Origin of the sequence: Solimonas aquatica (assembly GCF_900111015.1) — a bacterium.
Taxonomy (GTDB): domain Bacteria; phylum Pseudomonadota; class Gammaproteobacteria; order Nevskiales; family Nevskiaceae; genus Solimonas; species Solimonas aquatica.
Window position 1 is genome coordinate 249,444 of the sequence record NZ_FOFS01000002.1, and the last position, 15,600, is coordinate 265,043.

The 15,600-nt window shown below is 64.4% G+C and carries 8 protein-coding genes; 4 read left to right on the plus strand and 4 right to left on the minus strand.

The window, feature by feature from the left end:
- Positions 1–64: 64 nt before the first annotated feature.
- Complete coding sequence (locus BMY12_RS20215) at positions 65–871, minus strand: hypothetical protein (protein WP_177188823.1); 807 nt, start codon at positions 869–871, stop codon at positions 65–67.
- On the opposite strand from BMY12_RS20215, the gene BMY12_RS03760 reads away from it, so the two are divergent.
- From BMY12_RS03760 to BMY12_RS03770, 3 genes are all read left to right on the plus strand, one after another.
- Positions 851–2,983 (plus strand): glycosyltransferase, encoded by a 2,133-nt coding sequence (locus tag BMY12_RS03760; protein ID WP_177188824.1) that lies wholly within the window; start codon positions 851–853, stop codon positions 2,981–2,983. The genes BMY12_RS20215 and BMY12_RS03760 overlap by 21 nt on opposite strands.
- A gap of 68 nt (positions 2,984–3,051) precedes the next feature.
- Positions 3,052–4,113: a hypothetical protein gene (locus BMY12_RS03765; RefSeq protein ID WP_093282235.1), complete on the plus strand. Its 1,062-nt coding sequence runs from the start codon at positions 3,052–3,054 to the stop codon at positions 4,111–4,113.
- Between the two features lie 39 nt (positions 4,114–4,152).
- Positions 4,153–5,397, plus strand: a complete 1,245-nt coding sequence (locus BMY12_RS03770; protein WP_093282238.1) for a glycosyltransferase — start codon at positions 4,153–4,155, stop codon at positions 5,395–5,397.
- 49 nt (positions 5,398–5,446) lie between these two features.
- Here BMY12_RS03770 and BMY12_RS03775 read toward each other — a convergent pair whose 3' ends face one another.
- Genes BMY12_RS03775 through BMY12_RS03785 form a run of 3 tightly spaced genes read right to left on the minus strand, consistent with a single transcriptional unit; the run spans position 5,447 to position 11,732 of the window.
- Positions 5,447–8,071 (minus strand): SEL1-like repeat protein, encoded by a 2,625-nt coding sequence (locus BMY12_RS03775; RefSeq protein ID WP_143068827.1) that lies wholly within the window; start codon positions 8,069–8,071, stop codon positions 5,447–5,449.
- 23 nt (positions 8,072–8,094) lie between these two features.
- On the minus strand, positions 8,095–9,498 hold the full coding sequence (locus tag BMY12_RS03780; RefSeq protein ID WP_093282243.1) for an HlyD family type I secretion periplasmic adaptor subunit: 1,404 nt from the start codon (positions 9,496–9,498) through the stop codon (positions 8,095–8,097).
- A 5-nt stretch (positions 9,499–9,503) separates the two neighbouring features.
- Complete coding sequence (locus BMY12_RS03785; protein WP_093282245.1) at positions 9,504–11,732, minus strand: peptidase domain-containing ABC transporter; 2,229 nt, start codon at positions 11,730–11,732, stop codon at positions 9,504–9,506.
- 362 nt (positions 11,733–12,094) lie between these two features.
- Between BMY12_RS03785 and BMY12_RS03790 the strand changes: the two genes are divergently transcribed.
- Positions 12,095–15,415 (plus strand): glycosyltransferase, encoded by a 3,321-nt coding sequence (locus BMY12_RS03790; protein ID WP_093282248.1) that lies wholly within the window; start codon positions 12,095–12,097, stop codon positions 15,413–15,415.
- The last annotated feature ends 185 nt before the right edge of the window (positions 15,416–15,600 follow it).

Below are 15,600 nucleotides of genomic sequence, written 5' to 3' on the forward strand. Positions count from 1 at the left end.
CCAGCCTTGGCTGGGGGGGGATTTTTTTTGGTGCGAAGCTCCCCGGCCTGTCCGCAATACCGCTCTAGGCCTCTGCTCTCATTTCTGCATGGCTGCCGCAACGCCAAAGCCTTCTGTTTCCAAGCAGTTGATCGCGAAAGACGATCTGGAGGCGAGCCTGCGCCGCATCCGGCGCCTGGCGCAGCGGGGCGATCTTGCGGCGGCGCTGCGCCTGACTGATCGCGCCTGGCGCACGATGCCGGAGCAGCAGGCGGCGCTGGCCCCGATTCTGGGGCGCCTGCTGTTGCAGCAAGGCTCGGAGCCGGTCGCGGCGCTGCAACTGCTGATGCGCGCCGCCGAGCTGCGCCCTAGCCTCGAAGCCGAAACCGAGCTGATTGCCGCGCTGATCGCGACGGAGCACCTCGAAGCAGCCTTGCAGCGTCTCGGGCAGGCTCTGTTGAACCATGCCTGTGGGCCGGATGGGCGGCTGGCGCAGCTGGCGCGGCAGCTGATGCAGAAAATGCCGGCTGCCATTGCAGGCTGGGTGGCGCTCGATGCGGATTTCAGCCTTTATGCCGAGGTCGGGCCTGCTCTGCAGGCGCCGAAGTTCGAGCTGCTGGCGGCCGATGGCGCGGTGTTGCAAAGCCGACAGGCTTTGTCGAAAAAAACACATCAGGGCGCCCGTGCCCGCTTCCAGGTCGCAAAGCCTGCGCAGGCGCAGTTTCTGCGCGTCCTGGCGGCTGGCCGGCCTTTGCTGGGGGGTGAGCGGGTTCTGCCCCTGAACCCCCGCCTGGAGGCCAGCTGCAGCGCCCGGGGACGAGATCTGACGATCAGCGCCCGGCTGGGCTGGGCTGCCGATCAGGAAGTAGAGTTGGAGATCGGCGACGAACATGGCCGCATCCACCGTCAGCGCACGCGCAAGGCTCAGCTGCGACTGGACGCCGAGCGCCTGCGGCTGGGGTCCCGCCTGACGATCAAGGCGCTGCTGCCGGATGGACGCGCCGTCGAGCTGGCGGACAGTCCGCTGTTGTTCAAGCCGGCCTTGCTGGCCAGCCTGAAAGCCCTGCGGGCCTCGCTACCGCCCCCGGCCGCCCGCAAGCGGGCAGGACGCCCCTTGCCGGTGGACGTGGTCATCCCGGTGTATCAGGGCCGGGCCGAGACACTGGCCTGCATCGAGTCGGTCTTGCGGACCGCAGCGGACTTTGCGGCCAGCATTCTGGTGGTGGATGACGCCAGCCCTGATCCGGCGCTCTCGGCCGATCTGGACGCCCTGGCCGCTGCCGGGCGCATCCGCCTGCTGCGCAACGAGCGCAATCTGGGCTTCTCCGCCACCATCAACCGCGCCCTGGCCGAGCATCCCGAGCACGACGCAGTGCTGGTGAACGCCGATGCCCTGGTGTTCGGTGACTGGCTGCAGCGCCTGCAGGCGGCGGCCTATCGTGCACCCAATATCGCCAGCGTCACGCCGTTTGCCGATGACGATTCGGTTGCCCGATACGTGCAGGGTGGCGACGCGGCCCTGTCGGCGCAGCTGGACGCCTACGCGCGTGAGGCGCATCGCGGCTGCAGCGTCGAGCTGCCGGTGGGCGTGGGCTTTTGCCTGTATCTGCGCCGCGCCGCCTGGCGCGAAGTGGGCGAGCTGGACGCGGCCACTTTCGGCAAGGGCTATGGCGAGGAGAGCGACTGGTGCATGCGGGCGCGCCAGCTTGGCTGGCAGCATCGCCTGGCAGCGGATGTGTTCGTCCATCACGCGGGCGGCGCCTCGTTCGGTGCAAGGCGCCTGGCGCTGCTGCAACGCGCGCATCGCTTGATGGCACTGCGACATCCTGGTTATCACCGTCAGGTGCAGGCCTTTCTGAAGCAGGACAGCCTGCGCGAATTCCGCCGCAGTTTTGATCGCCATCGCCTGCTGGCGCAGCGCCAGCCCGTGGTGCTGATGGTGATGCTGGGCCTCACCGGCGGGGTGGACCGCTATGTCGGTGAGCGCTGCCGGCAGTTGCAGGCACAGGGCAAGTTTCCGCTGCTGCTGCGTCCCGTGAAGTTCGGCCCCGAGGCCTGCATGCTGTGGAGCTTCGCGCCCCGCCTCGGCCAGCTGTACTTCGGGATGCCAGGGGAACTCGCGGCGCTGCGGCAGCTGTTGCAGCAACTGCCGATTGAAAGCGTGGAGCTGCATCATTTCCTGGGACTGGATGCACGCCTGGTGCAGACCGCCCTGCAACTGGGCGTGCCGTACGACGCCTATCTGCATGACTACAGCTGGATCTGTCCCCGCGTCACGCTGATGAACGAAACAGGCCGTTACTGCGGCGAGCCGGATCTGGCGGGCTGCGAGCGCTGCGTGCAGCGCAATGGCTCCGATCTGATGGAAGAGATCGGCGTCGCGGCGCTGCGCCGTCGCAGCCTGCGCTGGCTGAGCGGCGCACGTCGCGTGATTGCGCCTTCGCATGACGTGGCCCAGCGCTTCGCGCGCTATGCACCGAAGCTGGCGATCACGGTGGAGCCGCTGGAGCGCCGGATTGCCATTCCGCCGCCGCCGGTTCGCCAGCGCCGTGGCACCACGCGCGTGGCAATCCTGGGCGCCATCGGTCAGCACAAGGGCTATCACGTGCTGCTGGCCTGCGCCCGTGATGCCGCGCGACGTCGGCTGGATCTGGAGTTCGTGCTGATCGGCTTCAGCGTCAAGGATGCGCCGCTGCTGCAGACCGGCAAGGTTTTTGTGACCGGCAAATACCATGACGGTGAAGTGCCGGGACTGCTCAGGCGGGAACAGCCTGATCTGATCTGGCTGCCTTCTGTCTGGCCCGAGACCTGGTGCTATACACTTAGTCACGCCATGGCCTCGGGCTTGCCTGTGGTGGCTTTCGATATCGGAGCAATGGCCGAACGCTTGCGTGAGCATGAGACCGGCGAGCTGTTGCCGCTGCAGGCCAGGCCCTTGGAGATCAATGATCGCTTGATCGAAATCGCCGCGCGCAGCGGCGCTGAGGCGCCGTTGTTTGTCTAGCGATATGCAGGAACTGTGGTGGCAGTGCCGGGATTGTCGTTTTCACAAAGAAGATTGCAGGAGCTGAAATGTCGCAACAGAACGCGGGCGCGCAAGCTGCCAGACCCAAGACGGTGCCGCTGCACGCAGCCACTCAGGCGGTACCGTTTCCTGCCGGCGTCTACCGCTTTTCCGTGCGCACCGCGTCACCGGTAGTTGAGGGCACGGCCGCCACGCCCTTTCCCGCGCTGCTGGTCGCTGCGGCGCCGCTGACTCCGCCGGGCGCCGTCGAATTCGTTGGCAATACCGCAGCGGTCGCGGCCTGGCTCTGCAACGTAGGCGATATCGTGGTGGCCAAGATCGGCGCCAAAGGCGCCACCCTGATCCTCAGCTCCCTGCGTACGGCGGCGGACACGCAGGCCTTCGATATCAAGGTCGAGCAGATCAACGATTCAACGTCTCCGGCCTTGCCCAGCACCGCCGCCGGCGCCACGCTGAAGCTGCGCGTGGCACTGCATCTGCGCGGCCAGGGTGAAGCGCGCTTCACCGAATCCGAATGGGCCGGCCGCGCCGGCAGCGGTGCCTGGATCGAGGCGATGAGCGTCGTGCCGCTGGAGGCCTTGAGCGCCGCCGACATTGAATGCAAGGGTCTCGCAGCCAATGGCTTTGAGACGCCCTGGCTCAGCGATGGTGCGGTCTGTGGCACCAAGGGCGGTGGCGTGCCCCTGATCGGTTTTGCGCTGCGTCTGAAGCCCGCAGCGTCCGCCGAATACGATTGCGAGTACAGCGCCTATTTCCGTTCCGGCATCACCGTGGGTCCGCTGCGCAACGGCGTGCCCTGCCGTTCCCGGACCAATGGCGATCCGCTGGAGGCGGTGCAGATCCGCATCGTGAAACGCACCGCGGCGGCGGAGAAGCCGGCGGCGGTCGCGGGCAAGACGGCCGCGCCGGCTGCCAAGAAGGGTCCCAGCTTCGGCAAGTTCCGCGATGAAGAGGCGGCGCCTGCGGTGCCGGCCAAGAAGGCGGCAAAGAAGATCGGCAAGAGCGTGGCGCCGGCCAAGGCCGGCAAGAGCGTCGCCAAGCCGGCGGCCGCCAAAGCGCCTGCCAAGAAGAACGGCAAGGCCGTCAAGCCGGCGGCTAAGCGCAAGTGACGAGGCGCTGGGCCGGAATCGGTCCGGCGCCTCACCGGCATGATCTATCTCTTCATCCATCAAAGCTGCCCCGGGCAGTATGTGCACCTCATCCGGCATCTGCTGGCCGAGGGTCATCGCGTTTACTTCATCTCGCAGCGCAGCGATCAGCCGCTGCCGGGGGTACATAATCTCTACTACAAACCGGATCGCACCGGCGCCGGTGCCTGTCATCCGCTCACCGTCGATATCGACAACGCCATCCGCAACGCGGCGGCCGTGTCGGAGCTGTGCCGGAAGCTGCGGGACGAGCAGGGCGTCCATCCGGACCTGATCGTCGGTCACGGAGGCTGGGGCGAGACCTTGTTCGTCAAGGATCTGTTCCCGGACGCGCCGGTGCTGACCTACTTCGAGTTCTACTACCACATCAATGGCGTGGATGTGGACTTCGATCCCGAGTTCGTTTCGGTGTTCGCGGATGCCGATCGCCTGCGGACCCGCAATGCGATCACGCTGATGGCGGCGGAAGCCACCGACTGGGGACACTCACCGACGGTCTGGCAACGCAGCCTGTTGCCGCCTGAGATTCGCAAGCGTGTGACGGTGGTGCACGAGGGCGTCGATACCGAACGCGTCTGTCCACGCGCGGACGTCGAGTTCAACATCCCGCAGGCAGAACTGACGCTGAGCCGTGCCGACGAGGTGATCACCTACTGTGCGCGGAATCTGGAGCCCTATCGCGGCTTTCACATCTTCATGCGCGCCCTGCCCGAGATACTGCGCAGGCGACCCAAGGCGCAGGTGCTGATCGTGGGCGGCGATGAAGTCAGTTACGGCGTGCCGCCGCCGCCGGGAACCACTTATCGCGAGATCATGCTCAAGGAAGTGGGCCCGCAGTTGGATGCGCGGCGCGTGCACTGGTTTCGCACCCTGCCTTACGAGGACTATCTGCGCGTGCTGCAACTGTCCTCGGCGCATGTCTACCTGACCTATCCCTTCGTGCTGTCCTGGTCCTGCATCGAGGCGCTGGCTGCCGGCTGTCTGGTGATCGGCTCGGCGACGCCGCCGGTGCTGGAGGTGATCGAGGATGGCGTGAACGGGCTGACCGTGGATTTCTTCTCGCCCGGGCAGATCGCCGAGCGTGTCGATGAGGTGTTCGCCTCTGCCGATCGCCGGCAGGACTTGCGCGACGCCGCCCGGCAGACCGCAGTCGAGTACTTCGATCTCAAGACGCAGGCACTGCCGCGCTGGCAGGCCCTGCTGGACGATCTGCTGCAAGGCCAGCGTCCCGAACTGGATCCTTAGAGCGCGACTGTCGCGCCCGGCGCCTGCGAAGAGTGAGGCCTGCTGTCGCTCAGGCGGTGGGCGGCGCCACTTCCAGCCGACGCGCCTCGACGCCGGCGTCGATATGGCCCAGGGAAGCCGCGCGGCGATACCACGCAATGGCAGCCTCGCGATCCGCAGCAACGCCGCGTCCCGCCTCATGCAGCCGACCCAGTTGCACCATGGCCTCGGGGTTGCCCGCTTCAGCGGCCTGTCGCAGCCAGCGCAGTGCCTCGCTCAGATCGCCGTCGGCGCCGGCATTGAGGGCCAGAATCTCTGCCAGCGCCAACTGTGCCGCTGTGTTGTTGCGCTGTGCCGCGCTGCGGTAATGACGCAGGGCGATGGCCAGATCGGGCTCGGTGCCCAGGCCACGGCTGTAGCAGACGCCCAGATTGTATTCCGCGTCGATATTGCCCTTGGCGGCGGCCTGCTTGAGATATTCGATGCCGGCGGCGGCGTCCACGGCGGCGCCCTGTCCCTGCACGGCCAGCCCGCCAATGGCCACCATGGCCGGCGCATCGCCCAGGTCCGCAGCGGACTTGAGCCAGTACAGGGCTTTCTCCTGTGACAGCTCGGTGCCCACACCCCTGAGATAGAAATCGCCCACGACGCGCTGCGCCGTGGCGTCACCATGTTCGGCCGCGCGCAGCCAGTATTTGAACAGTCGCGCCAGGGCTTCAGGATCGGGTTTGCCGGCCAGCAGCAGGCGGGTCAGCGCGCCGGTGGCGGGACCATTGCCCTGCTGCGCGGCGCGCTCGTACCAGTCCAGCGCCACGCCGATGTCCTGCTTGACGCCCCGGCCCTTGCTGTAGGCATCGCCCAGCGCCGCCTGCGCCTTGGCGTCGCCCTGCTCGGCAGCGCGCTCATGCCAATGCAGAGCCGCCCGTTCGTCCTGACTCACATGCTTGCCTTCCAGCAGCAGCTGCGCCAGCGACATCTGTGCGCCGATGTTGCCTGACCTGGCGAGTCCTTCCAGCATCGCGACCACTTCGGAGGCCGGCGGCATCATCGTGCGATCTTCGTTCAGCCACTGCACCAGCCTGGCGACCGCCGGCGCGCTGCCCATTTCGGCGGCGCGAATCAGCCACCGTGCCGCGAGCTCCGGATTCTTGGCTAGGTATTCGCCTTCCTCATGCAGGGTGTGCAGCGCCCATGCCGCCGGTACGCTGCCTTGTTCCGCCGTTTCGTTGAGCAGGCTCAGGCCGTACTCGACATCGTGACGCACGCCCAGGCCGCGCAGGTGCAGGAAAGCGAGATTGAAGCGGCCGTCGAGGTTGCCCAGGTCCGCAGCCTTCTTGTACCAGCGCGCCGCGATTTCATGATCGGCCGCCAGGCCATCGCCCGAGGCGTACAGCACGCCCAGCTGCAGGCAGGCCTGATCGTTGTCCAGTTCGGCGGCGCGCCGGAAATATTCCGCCGCCTTGCTGACGTCGCGCGTCACGCCCAGACCGCTGAACAACATGACGCCGATGCGGTAATAAGCGCCCTTGGCGCCGGCGGCTGCGGCCTGCTCCAGCAGATCCAGCGCTGCCTGCGGATCGCGCGCCACGCCCGTGCCGTTGGCGTGCAGTACGCCCAGCAGCTCGATGGCCTCGGCATAGTTCTGCTGGGCCGCTGCGCGTGCCCAGCGTACCGACTGCGCAGGGTCGCGTGGCAGCCCCTTGCCTTCCAGATACAGATGGGCCAGCAGGAACTGTCCTTCCGCCATGCCCAGATCGGCGGCCTGCCGGCACAGCGCGGCGGCGGCGTCGTAGGCCTCGTAGCCCTTGCTGGTCAGCAGGCGCACCAGGGAAATGAGGGCCTGCTGGTGACCACGCGATGCGGCGCGCCGCAGCCAGGTCTCGGCGGTGGCCGGATTGGCCGGCACGCCCTGGCCGAGACGATGGGCCTCGCCCAGGTAGAACATCGCCAGCGAATTTCCCGCCACACCCGCGTCTTCGAGCATCGCCAGCGCGCGGGCCTCGTCCTTCTCGACGCCGTCACCCCGCAGGTGCAGCAGCGCCAAGCCCACTTGTGCATTGCTGTTGCCGGACTCCCGGGCCTTGTCCAGCCATTGCGCGGCGGTCTGCGTGTCACCGCGCTTCTCACCAAAGCTGCCGGACAGCAGCATACCCAGTCCCAGCTGACCGAATTCATCGCCGCTCTCGGCTGCCGCTCTCAGCCACTTTTCGGCGGCATCGAGATTTTTCTCGACGCCGTTGCCGGTCGCGTACTGGTAGCCGATGCGCGCCTGTGCGCCTGAATGGCCCTTGTCGGCGGCTGCCTGATTCCAGCGTGCCGCCGCCTGCCAGTCCTGGCGGATGGCATTGCTCTGCCCCAGCAGTTGTCCCAGCAAGCTGTTCTGAGCTTCATCATCGCCGGACGGCTTGGTGCCTTGCGGCAGCCCGGACAGGTAGTACTCGCCGAGCTTGGCTTCGGCGTCGAGGGACCCCAGCGCGGCGGCTGACAGGTACAGGCTTTCCGCCTCGGCGAAATTCTGGATGACGCCCTGACCCTGCACATACAGCTCGGCAAGCGACACCATCGCCGAGCCATCGCCGCCATTGGCGAGCTTGCGCAGCAGTTGCGCGGCTTCGGTGAAGTCGCCGCGCGCCAGTTTCTCACTCGCCCTGGCGCGTTGCGCTTCAGGCGAGCGGCGGAACAATTTATCGAACACGATGTGCTCTGATCCGGGATGTCTTACTTGGCCTCACGCATGGCCTCGGAGCCGGTGCGCATTGCGCCTTCGACGAGATAACTCAGGATGGTGCGGTTGCCGACCAGGATGTCACCGGTCAGGGTCATGCCAGGAATGAGGCGGAAATCGGCCGGCACCTCGCGCAGCTTGACCTCGGTGATGGCGATGCGAACCTTGAAGTAAGGATTGACGGGCTGGTTGTTCTCATCGAGCGTGAAGGAGCCTTCGCTGATGTTCTTGACGGTGCCCTTGGCCAGGCCATGGCGCAGGAAGTCATAAGCCGCAAACTTGATGTTGACCTGATCGGCGGGGCGGATGAAGCCCACGTCGCTGGCCGGCACATTGATCGTCGCTTCCAGCGGCGAATCGAGCGGTACCAGGGTGAACAGCGCGCCGGCGCTTTCGGGATCGGTGTTCTGCATGGTCAGTGCCACCGAGCCGGTCGAGATCTTGCCGACCTTCAGTACGATGGCATCGGCCGGCGAGGTCAGCGTGGACAGATCCAGAAGCTTCTGTGCCTTCTGCAGGTTTTCCTTGGTGGCGTTGTAGTCATCGCGCACCGTGACCAGCTGGGTGCTGGTGTCGGAACTCCATTGCTGCACATAGGCGGCTTTCTGCGCGCGAAGCGCGGCCGCGCTCTGCTGCTGCGCCGAAATCTGATTTTGTGCCTGACCGAGCAGGCGGCTCATCTCCTCCTTGCTGTCCTGCGCCGTCGCCAGCTGCTGGCGGGAGACGTAACCTTTCTTCACCAGCGGCGCGTACATGCCCTGCACATCGGCGGCCAGTTCCATGCGCTTCTTGTACTGCTCGGCGTCCTGGCTGTACTGGGAGATGACCGCTTGTGCGTTGGCGATCTGGGCGTCGTAGTTGCTCAGCGTGGCGTGATACTGCGCCTGACGCTGCTTGTACAGGGCCATCTGGGTTTCAGAAAAGGAGTTGTTGGCCGAGGGCAGATAAGCCTTGCCGTTGTATTCGGCCTGCAGGCGTTCCATCGTCGCCAGGTCGCTGTCCAGCTTCTGCTGCAGCTGGGTCACGTCGGCCTGCGTCAGCGTGGGGTCCAGCGTCGCCAGCACCTGATCCTTCTTCACCACATCGCCAACCTTGACCTTGATCTCCCGCACGATGCCGGCATTCAGCGGCGAGACGTAGAGCTGTCCACCAGCCGACACCACTTCGCCATTGCCGGACACCACGCGGTCGAGTTTCACCACTGCGGACAGCAGGACCAGGAAGCTCAGCATGCCCACGATGACGTAGAGGGAAAGGCGCTCCGACTTCGGCGAGGTGCGCAGAAGGACATCCGCGGTTTCGGATTCGAAGGCGCTGACGATCTCGGCCAGACGCGTGCTGGATTCAGCGCGGTCCGGAAGCTGCTTTGGGGTACTGCGAACGGGAAGCTGACTCATGATGCTCAACCTTGACCGATGGACGCGATCGGCGCTTTCTTGTGGCTGCGCTCGATATGGCGGTTCTGCTGGTACCAGAGCTGCTGGTAGATGTCGCAGCGCTCAAGCAGATCGTCGTGCGGACCCATGTCGTAGAAACGACCTCTCTCCAGAACCAGGATGGTATCGGCGTCGACCAGGGTCGACAGACGATGGGAGATGCTGATCACCGTGCGGCCGGTGGCGATGCGCTTGAGATTGGCGTTGATGATCGCCTCGCTCTCGGCGTCCAGGGCGCTGGTGGCCTCGTCGAGCAGCAGGATCGGGGGATTGGTCAGCAGCGCGCGCGCGATGGCCAGACGCTGACGTTGTCCACCCGACAGATTGGCGGCACCTTCCTCCAGGCGCGTCTCATAGCCTCTGGGCATGCGCTCGATGAATTCCTCGGCGCCGGCCAGCTGCGCGGCGTGCACGATCTCGGCCAGCGAAGCGTCCGGTTTGGCGATCGAGATGTTGTCCCGCACCGAGCCCGCGAAGAGAAAATTCTCCTGCAGCACGATGCCAATATTGGAGCGCAGATGGCGCAGATTGATCTCGCGCAGGTCCATGCCATCAATCTTGATCAGCCCCTCGTAAGTGGCGTTGAGGCGCTGCAGCAGGCGGGTCACGGTGGTCTTGCCGGAGCCGCTGCGCCCAACCACGCCCAGCATGGTGCCGGCCGGCACCGAGAAGGACACATTGTCCAGGGCGTAGGGAGCGTCTGCGGAATAACGGAAACGGATGTTCTGGAAACTCACGGCGCCATGAATGGGCTGGCGCATGCCGGAGTCTTCACGCGTGTCTTCGGGCGGTGAGTTCATCACGGTTGCCAGTTCATGGACGGCGCCGCGGGCTTCGGCCAGTTCCAGCTGCAGCTGCGCGATGCGCATCAGCGGCTGTCCCACACGCATCGCCAGCATGGCGAAAGCACCCAGCGCACCGGCGCTGAGATCCTGCGGCGCGGTGAGTGCCAGATAGGCGCCAAGACAGAATGAACCCGAGTAGATCAGGCGCTCGAATGGCAGGGACAGCGTATGCGGGAAGCTGGCGATCTTGCCGAGCTTGAACTTGGCTTCGATGGTTTCCGCGATCAGGGCGTCCCACTCGCGGCGCCGGCGGCCTTCCAGGGTCAGCGCCTTGATGGTGCGCATGCCATGCAGGGTTTCGATCAGATGCGAGCCGCGCTTCTGTTCGGCCTTGACCACAAAGGCGAAGCGCCTGGAGATCGGCTTGATGAACAGACTGACGATGATGAAGACGATGATGCTCAGCGCGAACACCAGTGAGGCGAGGCGGTAGTCGAGAACGAACAACACCGGCACCAGGCCCAGCAAGGGAATGGTGTCGAGAATGGTGCCAAACAGCTGGCCGGTGACGAACGAGCGGATCTGCCACAGGCGGCTGATCTTGCTCATGGTCATGCCGGTGGGGTTGCGCTCGAAGTAGTCCATCGGCAGCTTCAGAAGCTTGTCGACGACATAAAGGTTCAGCCGGCCGTCGACGCGCGCGGTCACGACCTCCACCAGATGTCGGCGCAGATGCATCAGGATCGCTTCGAACAGCATGGCGATGATGACGGCGCCGGACAGCACTTCGAGTGTCGAGAAGGACTGATTGACCAGCACCCTGTCCATCACGATCTTGAAGATGAACGGCGGCATCAGCGCGAAGATGGTGGTGATGATCGCGCCCATGCCGATATCGATGAACAGGCGTCGTTCGCGCAGAACCTGACCCAGCAGCCAGGACATGCTGAACGGGCGCGATTCGTCCGTGGTCGCGTAGCGGCGCTTGAACAGGATGATTTCACCCTGCCAGATGCCGCTGAGCTTGGCTTCGTCGACAACGGTGCGAACATTGTCCAGGGAGGTCGGGTCGCGCAGCATGGCCACCACGCCGGCGCGCGGATCGACGCCGACCGATTCGACGAGCAGTGCGGCGTTGCCAGTCACGCGGATCAGCGCCGGCATCGACTTGCTGAGCGTCGCCAGGTCCTTGAAGCGGACACGCATGCTGCGGGCGGAAATCCCCAGGTCGCGGGCAATGGCCAGCAACATCGGGGTTTCGGGCTCGCCTGCCGGCAGTGCGTAGTTGCGGCGCAGCTCGTTGTAGCTGGCGTCGATGCCGAGATGCCGGGCAATGGCGACGAGGCCATGTAGGGCGCTGCTCTCGGTGGACCGCTCGGCAGGCCTGCTTGCTTCAAAAGGTTTCGTCATTGGCAAAAAGCAATCGCAGCTTGTTTTGGATAAAAGCCTGATTTAAAAAAGGAAAGAAAAAATTTAAGGCCGGGCCACCAAGGCGGGCGGGGCAGTATAAGCCAGTTGGCAGGAACTACTGGCAATAGTCACAGTGGTGTGGCCGGGCGACTTCGCCCTGGTGGGTCTGCGGCATGAAGTCCGGCTCCTGGCATGGCCGGGTTCCACCGGCAAAAAGTATGCTATTGAAACCAACGGGGCTGAAATTTTGCTGACAGTCAGCTGGGTGGTCACGAGTTTGCAGTGACGTTTTGTGTCCTGCGGCGCCTGCTCAGGGCGTTTTCAAATACAGGCCGCCGCTTGTCGGCAATCAAATAGAAGCCATGTCGCTTTTCCACAAATACCAGTTGATCGCAGAGTCGGGCTTGTTTGACGCGGCTTACTACCTCGCCGCGCATCCCGAGCTGGCCCAGGCCAATGTCGACCCCATTATCCACTACCTCAATGAAGGCGCCGCCAAAGGGTATCGGCCCAGCCTTCAATTCGATGTGGATGCCTATCTGCACCAATGTCGGGAAGAGGGGCAGCAGCCTGACAATCCCCTGCTTCATTTCATCCAGCGTTCCGCGGCGCAGGGCGCGGAGCAGCAGGCGCGGTCGCTGGATGCGCCTCCGGCAACGGCCGGCAGAAGCCGCGTGCGCCCGGTTTATTTTTACCGCCAGCATGGCCTGCGTGCCCTGTCTGTCGGCGCGGACGGGACCCTGCATCTCTCCGGCTGGGTCGAATGCGTCGGCTCGATCCGCAACATCACCGTGGCCGTGGATGAGGTGGAGCTTGGTTTTGCCGAATGCTCGCCCTTGCGGGGCGATGAGGCGGCGCCGGAGCCGACGGTGCATCGCGCGGATTTCACTTTCTACGGCAGGCTGCGCACGCCTGCGCGGGAAAACTCGCGACTGGTGCTGCGTCTGATCGGTGAACACTGCAAGGCCGAAACGATTTCGTTCCTGCTGAATCTGCCCGGCCCTGCGCGTGGTGGCGGCCATGCAGCGCCGGGACGGGCGAGCTTCGAGGCCGGCATCCTGATGTTTCTGGAGGCACCGACTTTCGCGAACGGGCCGGTGTTTCATGTCAGCGATGATCTGCTGGTGGCCGGCTGGGCTTTTGCCGAGGAGGGACTTGAGGAAATCAAGGTTCTGGTCGATGGCAAAAGTCTGGGCAGCACCCGGCCACGCATTGCACGCGCTGACGTGATGGCGGTTTTCCCGGAGGTTCGCAACTCCCTGCGCAGCGGTTTTGAATTGCGTATCCCCCGGCGCGACCTGGCCAAGGGTGAGCGGGTGGTGGAAGTCTTGGCGCATGCCAGCGATGGCAGCAGCAAGGCATTGAGCTTCGCCGTCTTCGTGGAAGCGGCGGAACCCAAGGGCGCCGAGGCCTATGTGCGGCTGCTCTACCAGGAGACGCACACGAAGACCGGGCAGCTGCTGGAGCGCATCGGCGCGCAGCTGTCGTCCCTGGAAAAACGGGCCAGGAACAAACGGGATTCCGGTATCAAGCGACTGCGCCAGGACGTGGACGTTCTGCGCGAGCTGTACGAGGCGCTGGATGCGGCGCCGGGTGAGTTGAATCTGGACGGATTGCAGGCGGGACTCGAAAACGTCTACCGGGTGCTGGGCCGTCGCGGCCTGGACGCTGCGCAGACCGCCCGACAGCCGCAGGCGCCGCAAAAAAGGCGGTCGGCTGCACTGGCTTCCCTGCGGAGCAGGTTCCCGCCACTGGTTTTTCCGGACAGCGACAAGCCCAAGGTCTCCATCGTCATTCCGGTATTCAATCAGTTCTTCTTCACCTACCAATGTCTGGCCTCGCTGCTGAGGCACTGGCCGGCGGCGTCGGCCGAGGTGATCGTCGTCGACGATGCCTCCGCGGACGAGACGCTCTGGATCAAGGATCTGGTTCAGGGTGTGCGCCTGATCAGAAATCGAAGCAATCAGGGCTACATCGAAAGCTGCAACCGGGGCGCAAGCAGGGCCCGGGGCGAATACCTGTTGCTGCTGAATAACGACACCTTGCTGACGCCCGGGGCCGTGGACGAATTGCTGCAGACCTTCGACGACGCCAAGGTGGGCCTGGCGGGTTCCAAGCTGCTCTATCCCAATGGCCAGCTGCAGGAAGCCGGCTGCATCGTCTGGCGCGACGCCACGGCCTGGAACTATGGCCGACTGGAAGATCCCGAGAGCCCGGATTTCAATTACCGGCGGCAGGTGGACTACTGCTCCGGTGCTTCCATCATGATCCCGCGAGCCATCTGGGATGAACTGGGCGGCTTCGACAGACACTATCGGCCTGCCTATTACGAAGATGCCGACCTGTGCTTGCGTATCCGGCAGGCGGGTTACGACGTGGTGTATCAGCCCTTGTCCGTGGTGATCCACTGCGAAGGAATCAGTTCCGGCAAGGATCCCGAAAAAGGCATCAAGGCCTACCAGCTGCGCAACCAGCAGCGCTTCCTCAAGCGCTGGCACAGCCAGCTGCAGGAGCATCGGCCGCGTGGCGTGCAAGCAGCCCTGGAGCGCGACCGTGGTTGTCGCAAGCGGGCTTTGTTCATCGACGCCACGACGCCCACGCCGGACCAGGATGCCGGCTCCACCGTGGCCATGGCCCACATGAAGATCCTGCAAGCGATGGGATTCAGGGTCACCTTCATTCCCATCGACAATTTTGCGCTCAGCAGCCCGTACACCCGGGATTTGCAGAGAAGCGGCATCGAGGCGATCTACCATCCTCACTACAGTGATCTCGAGGACTTCCTGCAGCGTCGTCCCGGCGAATTCGACCTCATCTACCTGCATCGCTACACCACGGCCGAGGAGGCACTGCCGATCCTGCGACGCCGCGCTCCGGGCGTGCCGATCCTGTTCAACAACGCCGATCTGCATTACCTGCGGAAAATGCGCGAGGTGGGACTGAACCCATTGCCGGCCCAGTACGAGGCGATCGAGCAGGAAAAGGCGCGGGAACTGGAGGTGGTCAGGGCAGTGGACTGCACCATCGTCTGCAACAGTGCCGAAATCGACATCCTGCGTCAGGAGGCGCCCGGAGCCAGGCTGCACTACCTGCCCTGGGTCATCGAGGCGGAGCGTCGCGCCCTGCCGTCATTTTCGCGGCGCGCGGGATTCATGTTCCTGGGCGGTTTTGGTCATCCGCCCAATCTTGATGCAATTCAATACTTTGTCAGTTTTGTCATGCCCCTGGTGAGGGCGCGGATGCCTGGCGTGGCCCTGCACATCTATGGAAGCAAGATGCCGGAAGAAGTCTTCAACTTAGCTGCTGAAGACATACTGATAGAAGGGTTTGTTCCGGATTTGTCTGCTGCATTCGACCGTCATCGTGTTAGTATTGCACCACTTCGGTTCGGCGCCGGGTTCAAGGGCAAGCTGGCCACCAGTTTGGCGCACGGCGTGCCGGTCGTCGGTTCTTCGGTCGCGGTGGAGGGCACCGGCACATCCCATGGCGCACAGGTACTGGTTGCCGACGATCCTGAGAGCTTTGCGGCGGAGCTGACACGGGTGTACTCGGACCGCAAGCTTTGGGCGCGGATGTCAGGGGCCGGACGCAGGTACGTTATAGACAATCTTTCGTTTGACCGGGGGCGGCAACATTTCGCCGATATCCTGACCGAATTGCAGCGGACCGATCTGATCAGCTAGTGCGTTCGCAAGACGCGGAACTGGCGATGTGTGCGTTTCGGATTGGAAATTGTTGTGTTGTGAATGAGATAGGGCTGCGGGCATGGGGCGAAGCCGGGAAGGATGGCAATGCGCATGGTTTTTGCGTCAACTCGCCAGAAGCTTCAATCGACGGAATCATGGCGGGAAGAAATCTGCCTGTGAGT